The sequence below is a fragment of the Streptomyces monomycini genome, from assembly GCF_022271435.1.
Lineage (GTDB): Bacteria > Actinomycetota > Actinomycetes > Streptomycetales > Streptomycetaceae > Streptomyces > Streptomyces monomycini.
The window spans coordinates 46,938-68,952 of the sequence record NZ_JAFIQY010000043.1 but is presented as its reverse complement, the minus strand read 5'-3'; the positions used below and the strand labels follow the sequence as shown (position 1 = coordinate 68,952).

Below are 22,015 nucleotides of genomic sequence, written 5' to 3'. Positions count from 1 at the left end.
CCGGGCTGCGCACACCCTCTCGCGCGACCGGGCCGGGGCGGCCATCATGGCTTGAGCCCGAGCACGTCCAGCACGTCCCTTACCGACTTCCCGGGCGCGCCGGCGGGTTCCGGCCGCTCCGGTGTCTCTTGGCGAACGAGGTGGCGCAGATGGGTACGGACACCGTGGAGGCGAGCCCGGGGCCGGTGCGGGCGCGGCGGCCCGGCGCGGTGGTGGTGGACTGGCTGACCACCACCGACCACAAGAAGATCGGCCATCTCTATCTGATCACCGCGTTCGGCTTCTTCCTCGTCGGCGGTCTGCTGGCGCTGCTGATGCGCGCCGAACTGGCCCGCCCCGGACTCCAGATCCTGACGAACGAGGAGTTCAACCAGGCGTTCACGATGCACGGCACGATCATGCTGCTGCTGTTCGCCACCCCGGCCTTCGCGGGCTTCGCCAACGAGATCATGCCGTTGCAGATCGGCGCGCCCGACGTGGCCTTCCCGCGGCTGAACATGCTCGCGTACTGGCTGTTCCTCTTCGGCGGCCTGATCGTGCTGGGCAGTCTGCTGACGCCGACCGGCGGCGCGAACTTCGGCTGGACCGCCTACGCCCCGCTCAGTTCGATGGTCCGCTCCCCCGGGATCGGCGCCGACATGTGGATCATGGGGCTGGCGCTCTCCGGCTTCGGCACCATCCTCGGCTCGGTCAACTTCATCACCACCATCATCGGGATGCGCGCGCCGGGCATGACGATGTTCCGGATGCCGGTCTTCACCTGGAACGTGCTGTTCACCTCGATCCTGGTGCTGGTCGCCTTCCCGGTGCTGGCGGCCTCGCTGCTGGCGCTGGAGGCGGACCGGCGCTTCGGCTCGGTGGTCTTCGACGCCGAGTGGGGCGGCGCGCTGCTGTGGCAGCACCTGTTCTGGTTCTTCGGGCATCCCGAGGTCTACATCATCGCGCTGCCGTTTTTCGGCATCATCACCGAGATCATCCCGGTCTTCTCGCGGAAGCCCATCTTCGGCTACGTGATGCTGATCGGCGCGACGATGGCGATCACCGGGCTGTCGGTCGTGGTGTGGGCGCACCACATGTTCGCGACGGGCGCGGTGCTGCTGCCGTTCTTCTCGTTCATGTCGTTCCTGATCGCGGTGCCGACGGGGGTGAAGTTCTTCAACTGGATCGGCACGATGTGGCGCGGCTCGCTGTCCTTCGAGACACCGATGCTGTGGGCCGTCGGATTCCTGGTGAGCTTCCTGTTCGGCGGGCTGACCGGGGTGATCCTGGCGTCGCCGCCGCTGGACTTCCACGTCACCGACACCTACTTCGTGGTCGCCCACTTCCACTACGTCGTCTTCGGCACGGTCGTGTTCGCGATGTTCGCCGGCTTCTACTTCTGGTGGCCGAAGTTCACCGGGAAGCTGCTCGACGAGCGGCTGGGCAAGGTGCACTTCTGGACGCTGTTCACCGGGTTCCACACCACCTTCCTCGTCCAGCACTGGCTGGGGGTGGAGGGGATGCCGCGCCGGATCGCCGACTATCTGGCCGCCGACGGCTTCACCGCGCTCAACACCCTCTCGACCGTCGGCGCCTTCCTGCTCGGCCTGTCCACGCTGCCGTTCCTCTACAACGTCTGGAAGACGACGAAGTACGGCACGAAGTCCGAGGTGGACGACCCGTGGGGCTACGGGCGCTCCCTGGAGTGGGCGACCTCCTGTCCGCCGCCGCGCCACAACTTCCTGACCATTCCCCGCATCCGCTCGGAGTCTCCCGCCTTTGATCTGCACCATCCGGAGATCGCGCGGCTCAGCCCGCCGGACGCTCCGGAGACGCGGGAGGCGCAGGAGACGCGGGAGGCGCAGGAAGCGGAGGCGTCGCGGAAGCAGTCGGGGCCGGGACCGGGACCGTCTCCGCAGGACGAGCCGGATCCGGGTGCAGCGCCCGGGTCAGCCGGTCCCTGACCTCCCGTATCGCGTCCGTCAGCTCCGGCGGTTCGCGCACCTCGAAGTCGAAGCCCAGCAGGACGGCATGGACGACCAGGACGTCCAGGCGGTGCGCGCCGGTGTGCAGCAGGCAGCGGTGGTCGTCGAGCGGTTCGACGACGCCGGCGGACGGGCTGATCCGCTGGGCGGCCTCCTCGGCGGTGGCGTGCAGCACGAGGGTGGCCCGCTGGGCGTAGACATCCGTGGAGACGCCCCGCGAGACGTACGCGGCGAGGTCGGCGGCCGGACCGGGGCGCGGGGTGAAGCGCGGGCCGTGCGGCGGGGTGGGGGTGATGCGGTCGGCACGGAACGTCCGCCAGTCCGCGCGGTCCACGTCCCAGGCGACGAGGTACCAGCGGCGCTGTGCGGACACCAGCCGGTGCGGCTCGACGGTGCGGCGGCCGGTCGTGCCGTCGTGGCTCGCGTAGGCGAAGCGCAGCCGTTGGCTGTCCCGGCAGGCGTTGGCCAGTTCGGTGAGGGTGGCGGCGTCGACCCGGGGGCCCGGGGTGCCGAGCATGGGGACGGTGAAGGCGTTGAGGGCGCCGACGCGGCGGCGCAGCCGGTGGGGCAGCACCTGTTCCAGCTTGGCCAGGGCCCGTACGGAGGTCTCCTCGATGCCTTCGACGCCGCCGGCCGCCGCGGTGCGCAGCCCCACGGCGACTGCCACCGCCTCCTCGTCGTCGAGGAGCAGCGGTGGCAGTTCGGCGCCCGCGCCCAGTTGGTAGCCCCCGGCGGTGCCGGGGGCCGAGTGGACGGGATAGCCCAGTTCGCGCAGGCGGTCGATGTCACGGCGGACGGTGCGCGGGGTCACGCCGAGCCGGTCGGCGAGGCCCGCGCCCGTCCACTCGCGGTGTGCCTGCAAGAGAGAGAGCAGACGCAGCAGTCGTGCTGAGGTTTCCACCATGCCGGGCAGTCTGGCAGCACATGCGGACAGCTACCGTCCGCGTCTCTCCCGGGTCACCACCTGTACCAGCGTGTGCGACCACCGCCCGCGCCCGTCGAACGGAACAGGAAGCCCAGCAGCCATACGACCAGGACCGCGACGGCCACCCACCACAGTGCCTTGAGCGCGAAACCCGCGCCGAACAGGATCAAAGCCAGAAGCAGTACCAGAATGACAGGAACCATGTGTATCGCACCTCCGCTGCTCCGAGTGCCCCCGGCGTGCGGTGTTATGCGTGCTGTCTGACGAGGCTCGGTCAAGAACCGGCCGGGTCCGCTGCCTCCGTCCCGTTCATCCCGTCCGGCCCGTGCGTCGTGTCCGGTCCGTGCGTCGTGCCCGGCCCGCCCGTCCCGTTCATCGCGTCCGGCCCGTCGCCCGTGACCCGGACCGTCAGGTCGTTGTCGCGGGTGTAGGACGGGCCGATGCGCAGCCGGCCCGACGGGCATCCGACGGACAGCGCCGGGTGGCTGACGGTCTCCGCCTTCTCCGGTACGTCGTCGAGCAGCCGGGCGATACGGACCGGCTCGGCCTCCTCGGCCACCCGCAGCCACAGGTCCCAGCGTTCGCTGCCGCCCTGCCAGCCCTCCGCGAGCTGCGCGGAGGGCAGGGTGAAGGCGAAGTCGGGGCCGTCACCGGTGAGCGGGACGGTGATGCGGGAGGCCGTACCGGCCGTCTCCGGGCCGCCGCGGTGGACCGTGGCCTCGGCGCGGGCGCCGGGGCCGAGGGCGGCGCCGTAGAGGCGGCCCGCCACCGTCACACCGCCGGCGTCGACGAGGACGTCCCCGGCCTCGGCGTGCTGCCCGCGCAGCCAGCTGCGCAGCGCCAGACTGCCGGACCTGGTGGTGTACGGGATGCGGACGCCGAGCCGGCCGATCCCGGCCAGCGGGCGGCGGTCCACCAGCGGGCCCAGGTCGGTGTCGCCGGGCAGCAGCCGCTGCGGGCCGCGGCCGTCGCCGAGGTCGGCGTAGGTGTTCCAGCGGCCTTCGGGGAGCGCGACGGTGCTGGGCAGGACGGCCCGCAGGCACCCGGAGCCGTTCGGCCCGAGGGGCAGCCGCAGTTCCTCGTCGGCGCCGCCGTCACGCGGGCTGAGGACGAGCGCCGCGCTCCAGACCGGCCTGGTGCCCTGCGGGGCGGTGATGTCGAAGGTCAGGCCGCCGGCGGAGTCGGCTATGCAGTCCGCGCGCAGCGGCTGGGCGGCCCCGTCCGCCGCGCGGGCACCGCGGCCGGCGGCCGTGGCGTCCGTACCGGCGGGGACCGCGGTGTCCGGCCCTGCGGCGTCCGGCCCCGCGGGGGCCGTGGGCTCGGCCCGCACGGGAGTGACGGCTTCGGGACCGGCCGTCCCGGCGCCCGTCACGGGCAGTTGCGTCGACGCGTTCATACCCTCCGCACCCCTCTCACAGCGGCCTGCGCCGCGTCCTTGGTTGCGTACGCCCCGTGCTCCGGGCGGGGTCGCGTCCGCCGGGCGCCGGTCCGGACCGCCCCTCCGGTGCCGTGGGCGTGGTGAATCAGGAATGAGCTGTGCATCCGTCCCCGTATTCCGTCCCCGTATCCCTTGGTCGCCGCGGACGAGTCCCGCTGTCTGTCCCGTTGAACGGTTGGACCGTGGTCCGGGGTTCCGGGTTGAGGCCTTTGGCCAACTTGTTCCGAAAGAGTTAGGACATCGGTAGCGGCGTCGAGGAACTTTCCCGAACCGTTGATCGTCGGGTCTGTGCCGTGCTGTAACGCCACAAGTTATGCCGTCCCGGGGCGTCCCGTCACGAGGTGTGCAGCCACCGGCTCGCTCCGCCGGCGCCCCCGGGCCGGCCGGCCGGGCCGGGGGTGGCGGGCGGGCCCTCAGGGCCGGTACGGAAGCTGGGGGACGGTGAAACAGGTGGTGTCCATGTCGCCCTGGGTGACCCAGCCGCCCCGGCCGTCACGCGCCGCGTCGCGCCAGCGGGCGACCGACAGACAGGTCCGGTCGGTGGCCGGCGGCTCGGGCAGCGGCCGGTACGAGGCGGGAAGCAGCAGGCCACGGGCGGTGTAGGGCGCGCCCTGGCCGACGAAGCGCTCCACACACGCGCGGGTGAGCCGCTGCCCGCAGGAGCGCGCCGCGTCGGCGAACCACATGGCGGCCGCCCACCCCTCCAGCTGCCACTGCGACAGCGGTTTCCCCCGGGCATGCCGGGCCATCCCGGCGCGGAAGTCCCGTACCGCCGCGCCGCCCGGCCCGCTCCCCGGATCGTCGTAGTTGCGGCTGGCGCCGGTGGCCCACAGGGCGTTGCGGCAGCCCGGCGAGTCCTTGTAGTCCTTCGCGACCGAGTCCGACCAGTTCTGTACGTTCGTGACCTTGGCGGTCGGCCGGACGCCCGCCGCATCCATCGCCTCGCACAGCTGCGCGTTGCCGTGCGTGTCCATCGCGTCGAAGACCAGATCGGCACCCCGGTCGCGCAGCCCGGCGGCGACCGCGGGGAAGTTGGGCAGCGCGAAGTCCACCTGCTCGCTGGTCACGTCGTACCCCTCGGCCTCCAGACCGCGCACGATCAGCCGGGCGTACGCGGCGGACGCCGCCTGGTTGTAGGAGACGACGGCGGCGGTGCGGGCCCGCTGCACGCGCTTGAAGTAGCGGTAGACCTCCGTGCCGCCGTACAGCTTCCCGCCCCAGCCCGCCGCCTTGCCGTCCCGTGGCGCCCGGCTGCCGTAGATCCCGTACAGATGCGGATACGTGTCGTACGCGGCGCCGACCGGCTGTCCCCCGATGTCGGGGACGCCGGCGCCGGAGACCCTGGGCGCGCCCGCGTAGTCCAGCGCGGTGGTCGCGACCAGCGCGAACACCTTGTCCTCGGTGAGCAGTTTGCGCACGCACTCGTTGTTGCCGACGCCGCTGCCCCCGTCGTCGCAGGTCACCGCGCGCACCGGCCGCCCGTTGACACCGCCCTTCGCGTTCAGGTCCGCGAAGTACGCCAGCGCGCCGTCCCGCGGCCCGGTGAACGCCTCGCCGCCCACCGGGCTCGTCGTACTGGTGATGATCCCGACGACGATCGGCTCCCGCGCCCGGCCGGTGGCGGACGCGGCCCCGCGGTGTTCGAAGTCGCTCTCCGGCAGCCTGCTTCCGCAGGCGGCGGTCAGCGCGAGCAGCAGCGCCGTGGCGGCGGCGCCGGCCACCTCAGCAGCCCGGCGCGTCCGCATTGCCGCTCATGCTCACCAGCGCGCACAAGGTCTTGAGCGCCACCTTCCACACCTTGTCCTGGTACACGGAGGCACCCTTGGCGTTCGGCAGCGCGGTGGCGCCCTTGAGGGTGAGGCTGTACGTCACGTCGGCCGCGGTCGCCGAGGTGAACCGTACGTCGGACACCCGCGCCGCGACCTGCTTCCCCCGCTGGTCGCCGTTGAACGCCTCCAGCAGCAGCTGGAGTTCCTCGCCGTTCTGGAGGTATTTCGCCTTCTCCGCGTTGGACAGCTTCGGATCGAAGAACTTCTGCCAGTTCTCCTTGATCTCCTGCTCGGCGGCGGCTGGATCGGCCGGGGCGTCGCCAGAGGAGGGTGGCGTACCGGTGGCCGGTGTTCCCGTACTTCCACTTCCGTCTTCCGGGGCGGAGGACGCCCCGCTGGGCGCGCGCTGCCCGCCGTCCTCGGCGTCACTGCAACCCGCCGCTCCGGCCGTCATCAGCAGCACCGCCGCCGCCACCAGCGCCGGAGCCCGCCGTGCACGCCCCCCACGGACCGTCATGTACACCACCGCCTGTCGTCGCGACCGGCCGCGACCGGTCTGGCACAAGCCTTCTAGGTGCTGTTCCCACAGGGCATAGTGCAGGCATTCGCCGGAAGCCGCGAGGGGGCGTGATGCGCAACGCGCGAACACGGTTCGGGGCGCGCCTGGCCCCGTGGAGCGGCTGGGCGGCGCTGGCGGGCGGGGCGGTGCTGTGCGCGGCGGGCTGGTACGGCGTCTCCGGCGAGCGGTTCGCCGAGCGCCAGATCCCGTTCCTGGCCTCCTGCACGATCCCGGGCGCCGCCCTGATCGTCGCGGGTGCCGTGCTGGTGGCGCGGGGCGATCAGGGCCTGGCGTCGGCGCGCGTCGAGGAGTTGTACGCGCTGCTGGTGACGTACGGGGCGCAGGGTACGGCGGCGGACGGCGGGGAGCGGGCGGCCGGCGGGAGCGCGTCGGCGGCGGGTGACGACGCAGCCACGCGAGCGGGGCGCGACGCGGAGGCCGGCCCGTCCCTCACCGTGCCCGGCGGAACGCTCCTGCACCGGCCCGGCTGCCCGCTCGTGGCCGGGCGCCCGGACGCCCGCCCCGCCGGAAGCGGACCGCCGGAAGCGGACGCGCCCCTTCCGGCGCCCTGCCCCGTCTGCGAGCCGGACGCCCCGCGCCCCGGCCCGGAACGGTGAGCTCGCTCTCGTACGACCTCACCCTGGCCGGGCTCGCGGTGGGCAGCGCCGCCGCGCTCACCGGCATCGGACTGATCGTCACCTACCGGGCCACCGGCGTGCTGAACTTCGCGCACGGCGCCGTCGCCATGGTGTGCGCCTACGTCCTGCGGCAGCTGGTGGTCGGCTGGAACTGGCCGCTGCCGCTCGGCGCCGCCGTCACCCTCCTCCTCGTCGCGCCCGGCATCGGACTGGCGCTGGACCGCGCCGTCTTCCGCCCGCTGTCCGTACGCGGTACGGGTCCGGCCCGCACCCTGGTCGCCTCCCTGGGCGTCTTCGTCCTGCTGGTCGGCGCCGCGGGACTGCTGTGGGGGCCGGGAGCGCGCGCGGACGCGCCCGCGCTGCTGCCGGACGACCCCTGGGTGCAGCTCGGCACGGCCGTCACCCTGGCCGCCGGGGTCACCGTCGTCACCCGCCGGACCCGCTTCGGCCGGGAACTGCGCGCCGTCGTCGACAACCGGCCGCTCGCCGTCCTCAGCGGCATCGACGCCGACCGGGTCGCCGCCGCCGGCTGGGCCTTCGGGTCCTTCACCGCCGGGCTGACGGGCGTGCTGCTGGCCCCGCTGCTGCGCCTGGACCCGTACGGGCTGCCGCTGCTCGTCATGGAGGTGATGGCCGTCGCGGTGGCGGCCGGGCTGCGCAGCCTGCCGGTGGCGGTGGCCGTGGCCCTGGCGATCGGCGTCGCGCAGAGCCAGCTCACCCGGCTGCACCCGGGCGGCAGTCTGGAGCCCCTCGTCCAGGCCGTCGGCGCCAACCTGTTCGTCGTGGCCCTGCTGGCCGCCGCCCTGGCCCTGCGCGGCCTCGGCGTCCCCCGCGCCCTGCCGGACGCGCCTCACGGCACGGCACCGGGCCTGCGCACCGTCCGGCTGCCCGACCACGACGGCCGCGCCTGGCTGGTCTGCGGCATCCTCTTCCTGCTGCCCCTGGGGTTCGCGTACGGCGACCTGCGCACCTCCGTACAGGTTCCGGCGCTCGCCGTGGTGCTGCTCTCCTTGGTGGTCGTCACCGGGCGCGGCGGCCAGATCTCCCTGGGGCAGGCCGCGTACGCCGGGCTGGGCGCCCTGTTCACCGCACTGCTCGCGGCAGGCCGCTTCCCGGGCCTGCCGGCCGTCCCCGGACTGACCGCCCTGCTGCTGGCCGTCCTGCTGACCGCACCGCTCGGCCTGCTCACCGGCTGGCCCGCGCTGCGGCGGCACGGCCTCGCCACGGCCCTGGCCACCCTCGCCTTCGGGGTCGCCGTCAGCCGGTTCGTCTTCGCCCAGCCGTACGCCACCGCCGGGCTCTCCCTCGACCGCCCCGCCGGTTTCACCGGCGACCGCGCGTACTACGTACTCGAACTGGCCCTGCTCGGCCTCGCGCTGCTCGGGGTGGCGGCACTGCGCCGCGGCCGGACCGGGCGCGCGCTGGCCGCGATGCGCGACCACGAGCCGGGGGCGGCAGCTGCCGGTGTACCCGTACCGGCCCTGAAACTGGCGGCCTTCACGGTGGGCGCCGCGCTGGCCGCCCTGGGCGGCGGGATGCTCGGCATGGCACTGCGCGCCTTCGACCCGGCGTCCTACGACCCGGTGCGCGGCCTGCTGTGGTTCGCGGCCGTCCTCGTGCTGGGCGCCGACAGCCTGCTGGCGGCGCTCGCCGCGGCGGTCCTGCTGGTCGGCCTGGACTCGGGGGCCGGAGGCGGCGCGGCGGCCGCGGTGATCGGTGTGCTCGCCGTACTAGCCGGGCGGCTGCCGAACGGCCCGTACACCGCCCTGCGCGAGGCCGTCGTCCGCCTGTCCGGGGCGCCGGAGCCACGGCTGACTCCCCTGGGGGCGCGGATACGGGCGAAGGTGGCACCGGGCGGCATTCCCGAGTCCCGCCACCCCGCCGCCGCGCAAGCGCCCGCGTCCCACACCCCAGAGCCACCTCCCGCACCAGTGCTTCCCTCCTCCCCCTCCACTGTCAAACGCCCCACCCCCTCCGGCCGCCTCACCCCCTCCGGCCGCCTCACCGCCCGCTCCCTCCACGCCCGTTACGACGGCTTCACCGTCCTGGACGGCGTCGACCTGACCGTGGCGCCGGGCCGCATCACCGCGCTCATCGGGCCCAACGGGGCGGGCAAGAGCACCCTGTTCCACTGTCTGTGCGGCACCCTGCGCCCCGCAGCGGGCCGGGTGCTGCTCGACGGGACGGACATCACCCACCGCCCCGCGCACGTCCGGGCCCGCCTCGGGCTGGCCCGGACCTTCCAGCAGCTCGCCGTGTTCGAGGGGATGACCGTGGCCGAGAACGTCCGGGTCGGCGCCGAGCAGAGCGGCGTACCGGACCCGGCCGCCGCCACCGGCCGCGCGCTGGGCCTGCTCTCCCTCGACGGACCGCTGCGCGCCGCGCCCGTCGCCGGGCTGGACACCGGCACCCTGCGCCGCGTCGAACTGGCGCGCGCCCTCGCCGGCCGCCCGCGCACCCTGCTGCTGGACGAGCCCGCCGCGGGCCTGGACAGCGCCGAGGTGGCCGCGCTCGCCGGTGTGCTGCGCGCCGTCGCGGCGGACGGCACGGCCCTGCTCGTCGTCGAGCACGACCTCGACCTGGTCGCCGGGCTGGCCGACACGGTCTACGCGATGGCGGCGGGCCGGATCGTGACGCGGGGGCCCGCCCGCCGCGTCCTGGCGGAGCCGCGGCCGTGAACGGGCCGGAGCGGACAGGGAGCCGGCCGCGGCGGCCCGGGACTGCGACGACACCGACCGCAGCGACAGCGGCGACAGCGGCGACAGCGGCGACAGCGGCGACAGCGGCGACAGCATGACCATCGAGACGGCCCTGTACGCGGCCCGCGTCCGCTACGGCTCCCTGGAGGCCCTGCACGGCATCGACCTCGCCGTGCCCGGCGCCCGCGTCACCGTACTCCTCGGGCGCAACGGTTCCGGCCGCACCACGGTCCTGCGCGCGCTCGCGGGCACCGTGCCGCTCTCCGCCGGACGGGTGATGTGGCGCGGTACGGACATCACCCGGCTGCCCGCACACGCCCGCGCGCGCCGCGGGCTGACCCTGGTACCCGACCGCGGCGCCGTGTTCGGCTCGCTCTCCGTCGGCGAGCAGCTGGAACTGGCCGCGCCGGGCGGTGGCGTCGGCCCGGCCCTGGAGGCCTACCCGCAGCTGCGCGCGCTGCTCGGCCGCCGCGCGGGCACCCTCTCCGGCGGCGAGCAGCGGATGCTCGCCGTGGCGCGCGCGCTGGCCGGGACCGCCCGGCTGCTCCTCCTGGACGAACCGACCCAGGGCATGTCTCCGGCCGCCACCGCACGCACGTACGCGCTGCTCGGCGACCTCGCGGCCGCCGGGCGCACCGTCCTCGTCGCCGAGCAGACACTGCCGCCCGCCCTGCGCCGCGCCGCCACGGTCGCGTACGTCCTGCGGCGCGGCACCGTCGCCTTCGCCGGCGAACCGGCCGAGGCGGCCCGCTTCCCCGGGCTCACCGGTCCGGTGTCACCGCCCAGTCCGTGAGCCCGGGCATCGCCCGGTCCCGCTTGCCGAGCCCGTACCGCTTGGCGCAGTACGGCCAGGCCGACCAGCCCTGCGTGCGCCGCACGCGTTCGGCGACGGCGATCTGCTCCTTACGGGTGGCGAGGTCGGCGCGCGGCGCGTAGGCCAGACCGCCGTACTGCTTCCAGGTCGACTGCCGGAACTGCAGCCCGCCGTAGAACGCGTTGCCGGTGTTCTTGCGCCAGTCACCGCCGCTCTCGCACTCGGCGATGCAGTTCCACGGCCTGCCGGAGGAGCAGCCCGCCGAGGACGGCAGGTGGTGCGCGATGTCCCGCGCTTGCGCGCCGCCGGGCATGAACAGCAGGACGACAGCCGGGACGAGGGACAGGACGACCGCTCTGCGGCGGCCGGTTCTCGCGAGACGCTTGGGCATCAGCGCCCGAAAAGAATGGGACATCGGATCACGCTAAACAGGGCCGCGCGTATCCGCGCGCCGCCGCGCCCGGACGGCGCGACGCCCCACCCGGTCGGTGGACGGCCGGGTGGGGCGTTCGGAGTACGGGCGCCGGGGCCGCGGGCCGTTCCGCGGCCCGTGCGTGCCGCGCGGCGGCCCCGTGGCTCAGAGCGAGAGCCGCTGCCCCGGGACGATCAGGTTCGGGTCACCGCCGACGACGCCCCGGTTGGCGGCGTACAGCCGCTGCCAGCTCACGTTGTGCGCGGCGGCGATCCGGCTGAGCGTGTCGCCCTGCCGCACCGTGTACCCGCCGGTGCCGGCCCGCGCCCGGCCGCGGTCGGCGTGTCCCCCGGTGCCGCGCGCCTTCTTGCCGATCTTGGCGCCCACGTCCCGGCGGACGTCCTTGTGCACATGCCGCTTGCCGCTGCTCTGGCCGGAGCGGAACGCCTTCGGTGCCTTGGGTGCGCTCCCGTACGCCCCGGCCCGTGCGGCGCAGGTCGGCCAGGCGCCCCAGCCCTGCGACGCCTGGACCCGGGAGGCCACGGCGATCTGCTGGGCGCGGCTGGCCCCGGCGGCCGTCGGCGCGTACGCCGTGCCGCCGTACGCGCGCCAGGTGCTGTGGGTGAACTGCAGGCCGCCCGAGAAGCCGTTGCCGGTGTTGATCTGCCAGTTGCCGCCGCTCTCGCAGCGGGCGATGCGGTCCCACACTCCGCCGTCCGCCGCCTGCGCCGGTCCGGCGGTGGCGGCCACCAGCGCGAGCGGGGCCACCAGGGCCGCCCCGGCGAGCGCGGCGATGTCACGGCGTATGACGCCCTTCGAGAAAGGCATGGAATCCCTCTCCACGACCCCGGGAGTCCCCCTGGTGACGCGGTGCGGGCGCATCGTGCGTCCGCGGTCCGCGGCACCCCGCCCGCCGCGGGGTGGTGCCGGTCCTGCTCGGTGGTGCTGCGTGCGGTGCATCCGGTGCCACGCGATCCGGCTCGTGAGCCGTGTGTCGCGTGGCGTACCGGCCGTGGTGCGGGCCGGCGGATGCGGACGGCGGGCGTCCCCGGGTGGTGCTCGGTGCACACGGCCGGAGAATGTAGGGAGGCTCACGCACGGTTATCAACCGTGGCGCCGTCCTGCCTGACCAGTCGGCGGTTACCGGAGGTATCAGCCAAAACCGGCCACCCACTTGATTGCTCGATTTCCGCATTTGTCACCCGGACCGCCCGGCGATCTGTGACCCACCTCACCCTCCCAACTTCCGTGCTGCCGACACGGGTTGGCAGGGAGTGAGCGGTTCCGGTCCGCAGCTCACGCTCCGCTTCGAACGGTTCGATCCGGTACCCCGCCGCGCGTGACTCCTGCCACAGATCGCCCGTTGTCCTGGTACGAGCCGGGCACCGCCCGGCAGCCCGCGCAACGATCGAGGAGCCATCCGTGCCGCGCATGCTCGACGTCAGTGACGACGTTCGCGCCGAGATCGGTGACGAAGAAGCCGACCGCCTGCTGGCCGGTGGCAACGCCCCCGGCAACTACGACTGCACCTCCTGCCGCACCCCCGGCGACAGCGAGCAGGAGCGCACCAGCACCGTCCTGTTCGTGGGCGAGGAGACCGCGGTACTCGCCTTCGCCCACGCGTCGTGCATCCCCTCGCAGGTCGTACCGGTCTCCGAGGAACAGCTCCAGGGCGCCGTGCGCTCCATCACCGGCGAGGACGGCCGGGCCGCCGAACCGCCCGCGGCGCCGCCGCCCGCCACCCCCTTCGCCGCCCTCCCCGGCGAGCACCGGCAGGCGACACTCGGTGTCACCTGCGGCCTGGTCCTGGTCGAGAACGACCTGCGGCCGGCGCTGGTCGTCGAGCCCGCCGGGCCCATCGCCCGCCCCGGCTCCACCGAGCCGGGCGACGCGTTCCTCCCGCTGCTCCTGGAGCACGGCTTCGCCACGGTGACCGACATGTCCGTACTGCCCGTCCCCAACCCGGGCTGGTCGGTACTGCTGGCCGCCGGGCAGCTGCACGCCATCCTCCAGCCGGGCAGCGACGGCGGCCAGCCCAGCTCGTGGTGGCAGGCGCACCAGCCCCTGCCCGTCTCGGACGGCTGGCGCACCGCCGCCGCCAAGGCCCGGACCGTCCTGGTGTACGCGGCGCCGGTCGGCGCCGTCGGCCACCAGCCGCGGGAGGACCTGATGCGCGAGGCCATGGAGAAGGCGGCGGCGGAGAGCAGGCTGGTGGCCGCCTCCATGCCGCTGGCCGGCACCTGACCCGCGCACTCCCCTCTTCCGGCGCCCCGGCTCCGCCCCCGCACAGGGCGGGGCCGGGGCACCGCCATACGGAAGCGGACCGGGGCGCCGCCGTACGGAAGCGCCGAGAGCCGGGCGTGAGCCGGTCGCGCTCCCCTCCGATCAGCCGATTCTTCGCAGAGCCCGCATCCCGGGAGCATCCGGGTCGTTGGCACAGACGTGCACCCATACGACCCCTCCTCCCGCGTCCCGTATCCCTACCAGATCCCCGGTATGCGCCCGTCGCACGACGCGACCACGGCGACCATGACGGCCCCGCACGCCGCCCCCGCCTCGGCCACGCCGATCTTCGACGCGCTCTACGCCGAGTACCGCCGGTCCTTCCGGGCGCTGCCGGGGGACCGGAGCGGCGAGGAAGGGCTGAGCGCCGAGGCGATGCGGAGCATCTGGGGCCGTACGACCACCGCGACCGGCCACCTCCCGTCGTCCGGCCACTGGGAGCCGGTCTCCCGCCAGTCCTTCCACGGCCATCCGCACCACGCGGGCGGCCACCACCGGGGCCACTTCCCCCCGGCGCTGCCGCCGGCCCCCCGCGAGTACCGCCCGCACGGTCACTGAGCGGCCCGTACGCCCGTACGTCCCCCGCGCACGAAAACGGTGGCGGGGCGGCCCCCAGGAGCCGCCCCGCCACCGTTTCGCCGTCGCGCCGACGGCTGCTCTTCTCGCTGCTACTTCTTCTTGCTGCGCTTCTCACGCACCCGTACGGAGATGTGGATCGGCGTCCCCTCGAAGCCGAACTCCTCGCGCAGCCGGCGCTCGACGAAGCGGCGGTAGCCCGCCTCCAGGAAGCCGGAGGCGAAGAGCACGAAGCGCGGCGGCTTGGTGCCCGCCTGCGTACCGAAGAGGATGCGCGGCTGCTTGCCGCCCCGGATCGGGTGCGGGTGGGAGGCGACGATCTCACCGAGGAAGGCGTTCAGCCGGCCGGTGGGGACGCGGGTCTCCCAGCCGTCCAGCGCGGTCTCGATCGCCGGGACCAGCTTCTCCATGTGGCGGCCGGTGCGCGCCGAGACGTTGACCCGCATCGCCCACGGGATCTGCACGAGGTCCCGCTCGATCTCCCGCTCCAGGTAGAAGCGGCGCTCCTCGTCCAGCTGGTCCCACTTGTTGTACGCGATGACCAGCGCGCGGCCCGCCTCCACGGCCATCGTGATGATCCGCTGGTCCTGGACGCTGATGGACTCGCTCGCGTCGATCAGGACGACCGCGACCTCGGCCTTCTCCACGGCGGCCGCGGTGCGCAGCGAGGCGTAGTAGTCGGCGCCCTCCTGGAGGTGGACGCGCTTGCGGATGCCCGCGGTGTCCACGAACTTCCAGGTCTTGCCGCCCAGCTCGATCAGCTCGTCGACCGGGTCGCGGGTGGTGCCGGCGATCTCGTTGACGACCACCCGCTCCTCGCCCGCGACCTTGTTCAGCAGCGAGGACTTGCCGACGTTCGGACGGCCGATCAGCGCGATCCGGCGCGGCCCGCCGAGCGGGGTGCCGAAGGACTGCTCGGGCGCCTCGGGCAGCGCGTCGAGGGCGGCGTCCAGCATGTCGCCGGTGCCGCGGCCGTGCAGCGCGGAGACCGGGTGCGGCTCGCCGAGGCCCAGCGACCACAGCATGGCGGCGTCCGCCTCGCCGGACGGGCCGTCCACCTTGTTGGCGACCAGCACGACGGGCTTGCCGGCCCGGCGCAGCAGCTTGACGACGGCCTCGTCGGTGTCGGTGGCGCCGACCTTGGCGTCCACCACGAAGACCACCGCGTCGGCGGCCTCGATCGCGAACTCGGCCTGGGCGGCCACGGACGCGTCGATGCCGAGCACGTCCTGCTCCCAGCCGCCGGTGTCGACGACCTTGAAGCGGCGGCCGTTCCAGTCGGCCTCGTAGGTGACCCGGTCGCGGGTGACGCCCGGCTTGTCCTCGACGACCGCCTCGCGGCGGCCGATCATACGGTTCACCAGGGTCGACTTACCGACATTGGGGCGGCCGACGACGGCGAGGACGGGCAGCGGGCCGTGCCCGGCCGCGGCGATGTCGCCCTCGACCTCCTCCAGGTCGAAGCCCTCCTGGGCGGCGAGCTCCATGAACTCCGTGTACTCGGCGTCACCAAGCGCACCGTGCTCGTCGCCGGTGGGGGTCTGGTCGTTCATGAAGTCCGTTCCTCGTTCTCCGTCATCGGTAACGGTCACCCGCTCGTCCGCGGGCCGCCGTTCAAGTCTCGTTCAGTGCCCGGTCAGGCGCCTGGCCTGGGCAAGGTGAGCGGTCAGCCGCTCCTGGATGCGCGTCGTCGCCGCGTCCAGCGCCGTACGGGTGCGCCGGCCGCTGCCGTCCCCCGCCGCGAAGGCGTCGCCGAAGACCACGTCGACCCGGCTGCGCAGCGGCGGCACCGCCTTTATCGCCCGGCTCCGGCGCTCCGCGCTGCCCAGCACAGCCACCGGCACCACGGGCGCGCCGGAGCGCACCGCGAAGTACGCCAGGCCCGCGCGCAGCGAGGCGAAGTCGCCCTCGCCCCGGGTGCCCTCGGGGAAGATCCCCAGCACGCCGTCGTTCGCCAGCACGGCCAGCGCGTCGGTGACGGCCTTACGGTCGGTGCCGGAGCGGTCCACCTTCAGCTGGCCGATACCGCGCAGGAACGGGTCCAGCGGGCCGACGAACGCTTCCTTCTTGATCAGGAAGTGCACCGGCCGCGGCGCGGTGCCCATCAGCATCGGGCCGTCCAGGCCGTGCGCGTGGTTGACCGCGAGGATCACCGGCCCGGCGGACGGAACCCGCCAGGCGCCCAGCACCCGCGGCTTCCACAGCCCGTACATCAGGCCGATGCCGATCCGCCGGCCGACGGCGGCGCCGCTCGCGCTGGGCAGTCGGCCGCCGGCCGCGTCAGCCGCCTCGCCGCTCCGCCTCACCGCGCCGCCTTCGCGGCCATCGCCGCCTCGGTCAGGGTGACCACGCACTCGATGACCTGCTCCAGCGTGAGGTCGGTGGTGTCCACCTCGACCGCGTCGGCCGCCTTGGCCAGCGGCGAGGTCTTGCGGCTGGAGTCGGCCGCGTCCCGCTTGACCAGGGCCTCGCGGGTGGCCGCCAGGTCGGCGGCCTCCTTGCCGGTCAGCTCACCGCTGCGGCGGGCCGCGCGGGCCTCCGGCGACGCGGTGAGGAAGATCTTCAGGTCGGCGTCGGGCAGCACCGTGCTGCCGATGTCCCGGCCCTCGACGACGATGCCCTCCGGGGCGCCGGCGGCGATCTCCCGCTGGAGCTCGGTGATCCGGGTCCGTACCTCGGGGACGGCGCTGACGGCGCTGACGGCCGAGGTGACCTCCTGGGTACGGATCGGACCGGCGGCGTCCAGGCCGTCCACGGTGATCGTCGGGGCGGCCGGGTCGGTGCCGGAGACGATCACGGGCTTGGCCGAGGCGTCCGCCACGGCCACGGTGTCGTGCACGTCGACGCCGTTGCTCAGCATCCACCAGGTGATCGCGCGGTACTGGGCACCGGTGTCCAGGTAGCCGAGCCCCAGCTTGGCGGCGACGGCCTTGGAGGTGCTGGACTTGCCCGTGCCTGCGGGGCCGTCGATGGCGACAATCACTGCAGCCGGGGCGGTCCGGGCGGGGGTTTCCACGGTGTCGGGCACCTTCCTCGATCACGGGGCGGGACGGGGGCCACCGCACGGGGCCCCGCACAAGGTTACTGGCAAGCAGCGGCGCCCCGTGCAGCCCGTACGCCCCGGCCCGCGGGTCCGGCCCGCGGGCCCGCTCCCCGCCCCGGGCACCGGCCCCGGCTACTGCCGGATCGACCAGCCCCGCTCGCGCAGCTCCGCCATCAGTATCGGCGCCGCCTGCGGCTCGACCATGAGCTGGATGAAGCCCGCCTGCTGGCCGGTGGCGTGCTCGATGCGGACGTCCTCGATGTTGACCGCGGCCCGCCCGGCGTCCGAGAAGATACGGGCCAGCTCGCCCGGCTGGTCACCGATGTGCACCGCGACGATCTCGTACGCGGCCGGGGCGGCGCCGTGCTTGCCCGGCACCCGCTCGCGGCCCGCGTTGCCGCGCAGCAGCACGTCCTCGACGCCGCGCGCGCCCTCGGCACGCTTGTCCTCGTCGGCCGCCTGCAACGCGCGAAGCGCCCGTACGGTCTGCTCCAGGTCGGCCGAGACCTCGCTGAGCACGTCGGCGACCGGCCCCGGGTTGGCGGCGAGGATGTCCATCCACATCCGGGGCGCGGACCCGGCGATCCGCGTCACGTCCCTGATCCCCTGGCCGCACAGCCGTACGGCGGTCTCGTCCGCGCCCTGGAGGCGGGCGGCGACCAGGCTGGAGACCAGCTGGGGCGTGTGCGAGACCAGGGCCACGGCCCGGTCGTGGGCCTCCGCCTCCATGACGACGGGCACCGCGCGGCACAGCGCGACCAGCTCCAGCGCCAGGTTGAGCACCTCGGTGTCGCCGCCCTCGGCGGGGGTCAGGACCCAGGGCCGCCCCTCGAAGAGGTCGGCGGTCGCGGCCAGCGGCCCGGAACGCTCCTTGCCCGCCATCGGGTGGGTACCGAGGTACGCCGTCAGGTCGCAGCCCATCGCCTCCAGCTCGCGGCGCGGACCGCCCTTGACGCTGGCGACGTCGAGATAGGCGCGGGCGGCGCCGCGCCGGATCAGCGCGGCCAGCGTCGGCGCGACGTGGGCGGGCGGTACGGCCACCACGGCCAGGTCGACCGGCCCGGGCGGCTCCGCGGCGGTGCCGGCGCCGAGCGCGGCGGCGGTCTCGGCCTGGTCCGGGTCGTGGTCGGCCAGGTACACCTGGACGCCGCGGCCGTGCAGCGCGAGGGCGACGGACGTGCCGATCAGGCCGGTGCCGACGACGAGCGCGGTCCTCACTGGGCGATGTCCTTCCGCAGGGCCCCGGCGGCACCGAGGTAGACGTGCTGCACCTCGGCCTTGCTGCGGTCGGTCTCGACGTGCGCGAGGACACGCACCACGCGCGGCATGGCACCGGCGATGTCCAGCTCCTGCGCGCAGATCAGCGGGACGTCGGTGATGCCCAGCTGCCGCGCGGCGACCGCGGGGAAGTCGCTGTGCAGGTCGGGGGTGGCGGTGAACCACACACTGATCAGGTCGTCCGGGGCCAGGGCGTTGCGCTCCAGGACGGCCGTCAGCAGCGCGGACACCTGCTCGTGCAGGTGTCCGGCCTCGTCCCGCTCCAGTTGCACGGCCCCGCGTACCGCTCGTACCGCCACGTTTCCGCTCCCCTGAACATCCGTCCACGACGCCCGGCGGCGCTCCGCACCGGCCACCGGTTCTTTTCCCCGCAAGCCTAGCCAGGTCCGGCACCCGAACACGACGCCAGCCGGTCCGCGAGACAGGGACCGGCCGGGTACGAGACAGGGACCGGCAGCTACAGGACGCCGAGGCGCTGTGCAGGACAGGTGCAGTGAGGGCTAACCCCGCCCGGCGGTCCGGGGCCGTCCGGCGATCCGGTGCCGGCGGGCGACGAGGTCCTGCAACGCCGGATCCTGCGGTATCCGGCCGTCGGGGGTCAGCCGGTCCACGGTCTGCGGCAGCGTGTGCGCGAGCTGCTGGGCCGCCTCCTGGGTGCTGACGCCGTGCTCCTCGGCGATCCGCCGCAGGGTCTCGCCCGGCAGCGCCTGGGCGACCTGCTCGGGGGTGACCGGTTCGTTGGCGCCGCGTCCCACCCAGGAGTGCGCCTGCCGCCCCAGCTCGCCTTGGAGGAGCTTGCCGAGCACGGCCTGTATGCCGCCGCCATGGCCACCGGGGCCGGGTCCGGTGCCAAGGCCGGGGCCGCCGTGCCCGCCGGGGCCGGTCCCGCCGAGCGCTCCGAGCAGCGATCCGACGAGGTTTCCCGCCGCGCCGCCCTGGCCGCCACCGGGCAGTCCGCCCGTCGGTCTCCCGAGGTCTGGTGATCCCGTCATGTCCGTGCCCTTCCGCGAGATACCGGCAGTGTCGATGAGGCCCGCGCGACGCGTGACGTCATTCCAACGTACCGACACGCCGGGTTTCCGCCACCCGAAACCGGGTGGCACGCACCTCTCCCACCAGCCACAATCCCCCTCATGCCGACCTCCGCCGCAGGCCACGCCCTGGTCACCGGACACACCGTCTACGCCTGCGTCATGGGCTCGCGCGCCTTCGGGCTGGCCACCGGCGCCAGCGACACCGACCGGCGCGGGGTCTACCTCGCGCCCACCCCGCTGTTCTGGCGTTTCGAGAAGCCGCCGACGCATGTGGACGGGCCGCGCGAGGAGGAGTTCTCCTGGGAGTTGGAGCGCTTCTGCGCACTGGCGCTGAGCGCCAACCCGAACATCCTGGAGTGCCTGCACTCCCCTCTCGTCGAACACGCCGACGCCACCGGCCGCGAACTCCTCGCGCTGCGCGGCGCCTTCCTCTCCCGCCATGTGCACCGCACCTTCACCGGTTACGCGGCCGGCCAGCTCAAGAAGCTGGAGGCGGACGTACGGCAGCACGGCGCGCCCCGCTGGAAGCACGCGATGCACCTGCTGCGGCTGCTGCGTTCCGCCCGTGACCTGCTGCGTACGGGCGTCCTGACGCTGGACGTCGGCGAGGCGCGCGAGGAACTGCTCGCCGTCCGGCGCGGCGAGGTGCCCTGGGCCGAGGTCGAGCGCCGGATGACCGTACTGACCGAACAGGCCGCGGCGGCCGGGTCCGGCTCACCGCTGCCGCCGGAGCCCGACCGCCGCCGCGTCGAGGACTTCCTGTTCCGCGCCCGGCGTGTCTCAGCGCTGCGCTACGCCGAGGCGGGCCCGTACGACGAGGTCGTGTAGCGCGTCGTACCCGCCGGGGGCGTCCGGCAGCACGGAGGCGGCCTGCGCCGCGTCCAGCCGGCCGTGCAGCTCCGCCACATCGGCCCGCAGCCGCTCCACGTCCACCAGTCCGGCGGCGGACCCGTGCTCCGCCGCGGCCTTCGCCTCGATCAGCTCGGTTACGTACGAAGGCGCCGCCACCAGCCCGGTCAGCGTGGGCAGATGCGCCTGCACCTCACCACTGCCCATCAGGTGAATGCCGGTCAGCAGCACCCGCAACGTGTAGAGCAGCGGCTTCAGCTCGCCGGTCTTCTCGAAGAGGCGCCACTGCGTGTTCGCGAAGCCCCGGTAGTGGTGGGCGTGATGGTGGGTGAGGACGGCGGGCGCCAGCGCCACCAGTTCCTCGTGCACCGCGCTCGTCCGCACCACCAGCGGTGAGAGCAGCTGTTCCAGTACATAGCCGTTGCGCCGCAGCAGCAGCCGTGCGAACTTGCGCAGGTCGTGCGTGACGAGATCGACCTCGACGCCGTCCCGGTCCGCCATCCAGGACCGCGTCTCGTCCGGCTCCCGCAGTCCGACCAGCGCGGCAGCCGGCAGCAGATGCGCGCCGCGCAGGTCCACGTCCGAGTCGCGGGAGGGAAACCCGTAGAGGTGCGCGCCGGAAACCGTCGCGAAGACCAGCGGGTCCCCCTCCCCCGCCGTCACCATCCCCAGGTCGATCTCCGGCAGCCCGGCCGCCTCCAGGACAGCACTACGCATCCCACGCCTCCCCCAGCGCCAGCAGCTCGTCGCGGTACTCGATCCGGCCCGCCCACTCCTCGGGCCACGCCCCGGCGCCCAGGTGGGCACCGGCGAAGGCGCCGGCGAGGCAGGCGATCGAGTCGGAGTCGCCGGAGGAGCAGGCGGCCCGGCGCAGCGCGGTCAGCGGCTCTTCAGGGAAGAGCAGGAAGCACAGCAGGCCGGTGGCGAGCGCCTCCTCGGCGATCCAGCCGGCGCCGGTGGCCAGGCACGGGTCGGCCTCCGGGTCGGGCGCGCGCAGCGCCGCGTCCAGCCGGTCCAGCACGCCGAGGCAGTCGTCCCAGCCGCGCGCGACGAAGTGCTCCGGAGACGGGTCCTGGGCGTACCGCCACAGCTCGCCGAGCCAGTCATCCCTGTACACGCCACGGCTCTCGACCGCGTACGAGCGCAGCAGCCCGGTCAGCTCGTCCGGCTGGGCGCCCTGGGCGAGCAGGTGCACGGCGTACGCGGTCAGGTCGCTGGCGGCGAGTGCGGTCGGATGCCCGTGCGTCAACGCGGACTGGAGCTGCGCCGCCCCGGAACGCTGCTCCCGGCTCAGCCCCGGCACCAGCCCCACGGGCGCCACCCGCATGTTCGCGCCGCACCCCTTGGAGCCGGTACGGCTGGCCTCGGTCCACGGGCGCGCGCCGTCGCTGAGCAGGTGGCAGGCCGTGAGGCAGGTATTGCCGGGCGCCCGGTTGTTGTCCGGGGAGCGCCACCACTCGACGTAGGTGCGCCGGACCGGCGGAACCAGGCCCGCGGCGTCCAGGCCGCCGCTCGCGGCCGCCATGGCGGTGCGCAGGCCGCGCCCGAGCGCGATCGTCATCTGCGTGTCGTCGGTGACGTAGGCGGGGTCAGGCAGCCCCAGCCCCCGCCACGGGCCGTACGCGGCCTCGATCGCGCGGACATCCTGGAACTCGGTCGGGTACCCGAGCGCGTCACCGAGCGCCAGCCCGATGAGCGATCCGGTCGCGGCGGACGCCATGAAAAGAACCACCC

At 74.1% G+C, this 22,015-nt stretch carries 21 protein-coding genes and 1 pseudogene; 7 read left to right on the top strand and 15 right to left on the bottom strand.

The genetic code is table 11. The features are described from left to right. Window positions 1–149: 149 nt before the first annotated feature. Window positions 150–1,802: pseudogene (gene ctaD / locus JXZ78_RS33365) on the top strand (aa3-type cytochrome oxidase subunit I); the annotation flags it as partial. On the opposite strand, the gene JXZ78_RS33360 reads toward ctaD, so the two are convergent. The 5 genes from JXZ78_RS33360 to JXZ78_RS33340 all read right to left on the bottom strand — a co-directional run bounded on the left by JXZ78_RS33360 (window position 1,789) and on the right by JXZ78_RS33340 (window position 6,613). Then, window positions 1,789–2,868: a helix-turn-helix transcriptional regulator gene (locus JXZ78_RS33360; protein ID WP_078624146.1), complete on the bottom strand. Its 1,080-nt coding sequence runs from the start codon at window positions 2,866–2,868 to the stop codon at window positions 1,789–1,791. The pseudogene ctaD and the gene JXZ78_RS33360 overlap by 14 nt on opposite strands. A 53-nt stretch (window positions 2,869–2,921) precedes the next feature. Next, window positions 2,922–3,092: a hypothetical protein gene (locus JXZ78_RS33355; RefSeq protein WP_030019458.1), complete on the bottom strand. Its 171-nt coding sequence runs from the start codon at window positions 3,090–3,092 to the stop codon at window positions 2,922–2,924. Window positions 3,093–3,163: 71 nt separating this feature from the next. After that, window positions 3,164–4,285 (bottom strand): hypothetical protein, encoded by a 1,122-nt coding sequence (locus tag JXZ78_RS33350; RefSeq protein ID WP_063726058.1) that lies wholly within the window; start codon window positions 4,283–4,285, stop codon window positions 3,164–3,166. 455 nt (window positions 4,286–4,740) lie between these two features. Continuing rightward, entirely contained in the window at window positions 4,741–6,072 is a 1,332-nt protein-coding gene (locus JXZ78_RS33345) for an ABC transporter substrate-binding protein (protein ID WP_030019456.1), read from the bottom strand. Continuing rightward, window positions 6,050–6,613, bottom strand: a complete 564-nt coding sequence (locus JXZ78_RS33340; RefSeq protein ID WP_050502337.1) for an MTB12 C-terminal domain-containing protein — start codon at window positions 6,611–6,613, stop codon at window positions 6,050–6,052. Before JXZ78_RS33340 ends, JXZ78_RS33345 begins: the two co-directional genes overlap by 23 nt. Window positions 6,614–6,801: 188 nt before the next feature. Here JXZ78_RS33340 and JXZ78_RS33335 point away from each other — a divergent pair, with 188 nt between their 5' ends. The 3 genes from JXZ78_RS33335 to JXZ78_RS33325 all read left to right on the top strand — a co-directional run bounded on the left by JXZ78_RS33335 (window position 6,802) and on the right by JXZ78_RS33325 (window position 10,785). After that, window positions 6,802–7,272: a hypothetical protein gene (locus JXZ78_RS33335; RefSeq protein ID WP_033037443.1), complete on the top strand. Its 471-nt coding sequence runs from the start codon at window positions 6,802–6,804 to the stop codon at window positions 7,270–7,272. Then, window positions 7,269–9,971: an ABC transporter permease subunit gene (locus JXZ78_RS33330; protein WP_238783534.1), complete on the top strand. Its 2,703-nt coding sequence runs from the start codon at window positions 7,269–7,271 to the stop codon at window positions 9,969–9,971. Before JXZ78_RS33335 ends, JXZ78_RS33330 begins: the two co-directional genes overlap by 4 nt. A gap of 115 nt (window positions 9,972–10,086) precedes the next feature. Beyond that, complete coding sequence (locus tag JXZ78_RS33325) at window positions 10,087–10,785, top strand: ATP-binding cassette domain-containing protein (RefSeq protein ID WP_030019453.1); 699 nt, start codon at window positions 10,087–10,089, stop codon at window positions 10,783–10,785. Here JXZ78_RS33325 and JXZ78_RS33320 read toward each other — a convergent pair. Both JXZ78_RS33320 and JXZ78_RS33315 read right to left on the bottom strand, forming a co-directional pair. Then, a complete protein-coding gene (locus tag JXZ78_RS33320) occupies window positions 10,754–11,221 on the bottom strand; it encodes a transglycosylase family protein (protein WP_308281070.1) in 468 nt (155 codons plus the stop codon). The genes JXZ78_RS33325 and JXZ78_RS33320 overlap by 32 nt on opposite strands. Before the next feature lie 162 nt (window positions 11,222–11,383). Continuing rightward, a complete protein-coding gene (locus JXZ78_RS33315) occupies window positions 11,384–12,046 on the bottom strand; it encodes a LysM peptidoglycan-binding domain-containing protein (RefSeq protein WP_030019451.1) in 663 nt (220 codons plus the stop codon). 594 nt (window positions 12,047–12,640) lie between these two features. Between JXZ78_RS33315 and JXZ78_RS33310 the strand changes: the two genes are divergently transcribed. Next, the gene (locus JXZ78_RS33310; RefSeq protein WP_030019450.1) at window positions 12,641–13,462 is read left to right on the top strand and encodes a DUF8842 C-terminal domain-containing protein; all 822 of its coding nucleotides are present in this window, start codon (window positions 12,641–12,643) and stop codon (window positions 13,460–13,462) included. Window positions 13,463–13,660: 198 nt separating this feature from the next. Next, entirely contained in the window at window positions 13,661–14,059 is a 399-nt protein-coding gene (locus JXZ78_RS33305; RefSeq protein WP_030019449.1) for a hypothetical protein, read from the top strand. 110 nt (window positions 14,060–14,169) lie between these two features. Here the strand turns inward: JXZ78_RS33305 and der are convergent, their stop codons facing one another. The 6 genes from der to JXZ78_RS33275 form a co-directional block, all read right to left on the bottom strand. Beyond that, the gene (der, locus tag JXZ78_RS33300; protein ID WP_030019448.1) at window positions 14,170–15,630 is read right to left on the bottom strand and encodes a ribosome biogenesis GTPase Der; all 1,461 of its coding nucleotides are present in this window, start codon (window positions 15,628–15,630) and stop codon (window positions 14,170–14,172) included. Window positions 15,631–15,702: 72 nt separating this feature from the next. Beyond that, window positions 15,703–16,290, bottom strand: a complete 588-nt coding sequence (locus JXZ78_RS33295) for a lysophospholipid acyltransferase family protein (protein ID WP_238783539.1) — start codon at window positions 16,288–16,290, stop codon at window positions 15,703–15,705. Window positions 16,291–16,379: 89 nt separating this feature from the next. Continuing rightward, window positions 16,380–17,093: a (d)CMP kinase gene (gene cmk, locus JXZ78_RS33290; RefSeq protein WP_030019446.1), complete on the bottom strand. Its 714-nt coding sequence runs from the start codon at window positions 17,091–17,093 to the stop codon at window positions 16,380–16,382. 159 nt (window positions 17,094–17,252) lie between these two features. Next, a complete protein-coding gene (locus JXZ78_RS33285; protein ID WP_030019445.1) occupies window positions 17,253–18,338 on the bottom strand; it encodes a prephenate dehydrogenase in 1,086 nt (361 codons plus the stop codon). Then, the gene (aroH, locus tag JXZ78_RS33280; protein WP_030019444.1) at window positions 18,335–18,697 is read right to left on the bottom strand and encodes a chorismate mutase; all 363 of its coding nucleotides are present in this window, start codon (window positions 18,695–18,697) and stop codon (window positions 18,335–18,337) included. Before aroH ends, JXZ78_RS33285 begins: the two co-directional genes overlap by 4 nt. A 201-nt stretch (window positions 18,698–18,898) precedes the next feature. Next, a complete protein-coding gene (locus tag JXZ78_RS33275; RefSeq protein WP_033037441.1) occupies window positions 18,899–19,390 on the bottom strand; it encodes a YidB family protein in 492 nt (163 codons plus the stop codon). 141 nt (window positions 19,391–19,531) lie between these two features. Here JXZ78_RS33275 and JXZ78_RS33270 point away from each other — a divergent pair, with 141 nt between their 5' ends. Beyond that, entirely contained in the window at window positions 19,532–20,260 is a 729-nt protein-coding gene (locus tag JXZ78_RS33270) for a nucleotidyltransferase domain-containing protein (RefSeq protein WP_030019442.1), read from the top strand. On the opposite strand, the gene JXZ78_RS33265 is transcribed toward JXZ78_RS33270, so the two are convergent. Together JXZ78_RS33265 and JXZ78_RS33260 are read right to left on the bottom strand one after the other, a co-directional pair. Further along, on the bottom strand, window positions 20,213–20,998 hold the full coding sequence (locus tag JXZ78_RS33265; RefSeq protein WP_030019441.1) for a nucleotidyltransferase domain-containing protein: 786 nt from the start codon (window positions 20,996–20,998) through the stop codon (window positions 20,213–20,215). The genes JXZ78_RS33270 and JXZ78_RS33265 overlap by 48 nt on opposite strands. Beyond that, entirely contained in the window at window positions 20,991–22,001 is a 1,011-nt protein-coding gene (locus JXZ78_RS33260; protein WP_030019440.1) for an ADP-ribosylglycohydrolase family protein, read from the bottom strand. Before JXZ78_RS33260 ends, JXZ78_RS33265 begins: the two co-directional genes overlap by 8 nt. Window positions 22,002–22,015 lie beyond the last annotated feature (14 nt).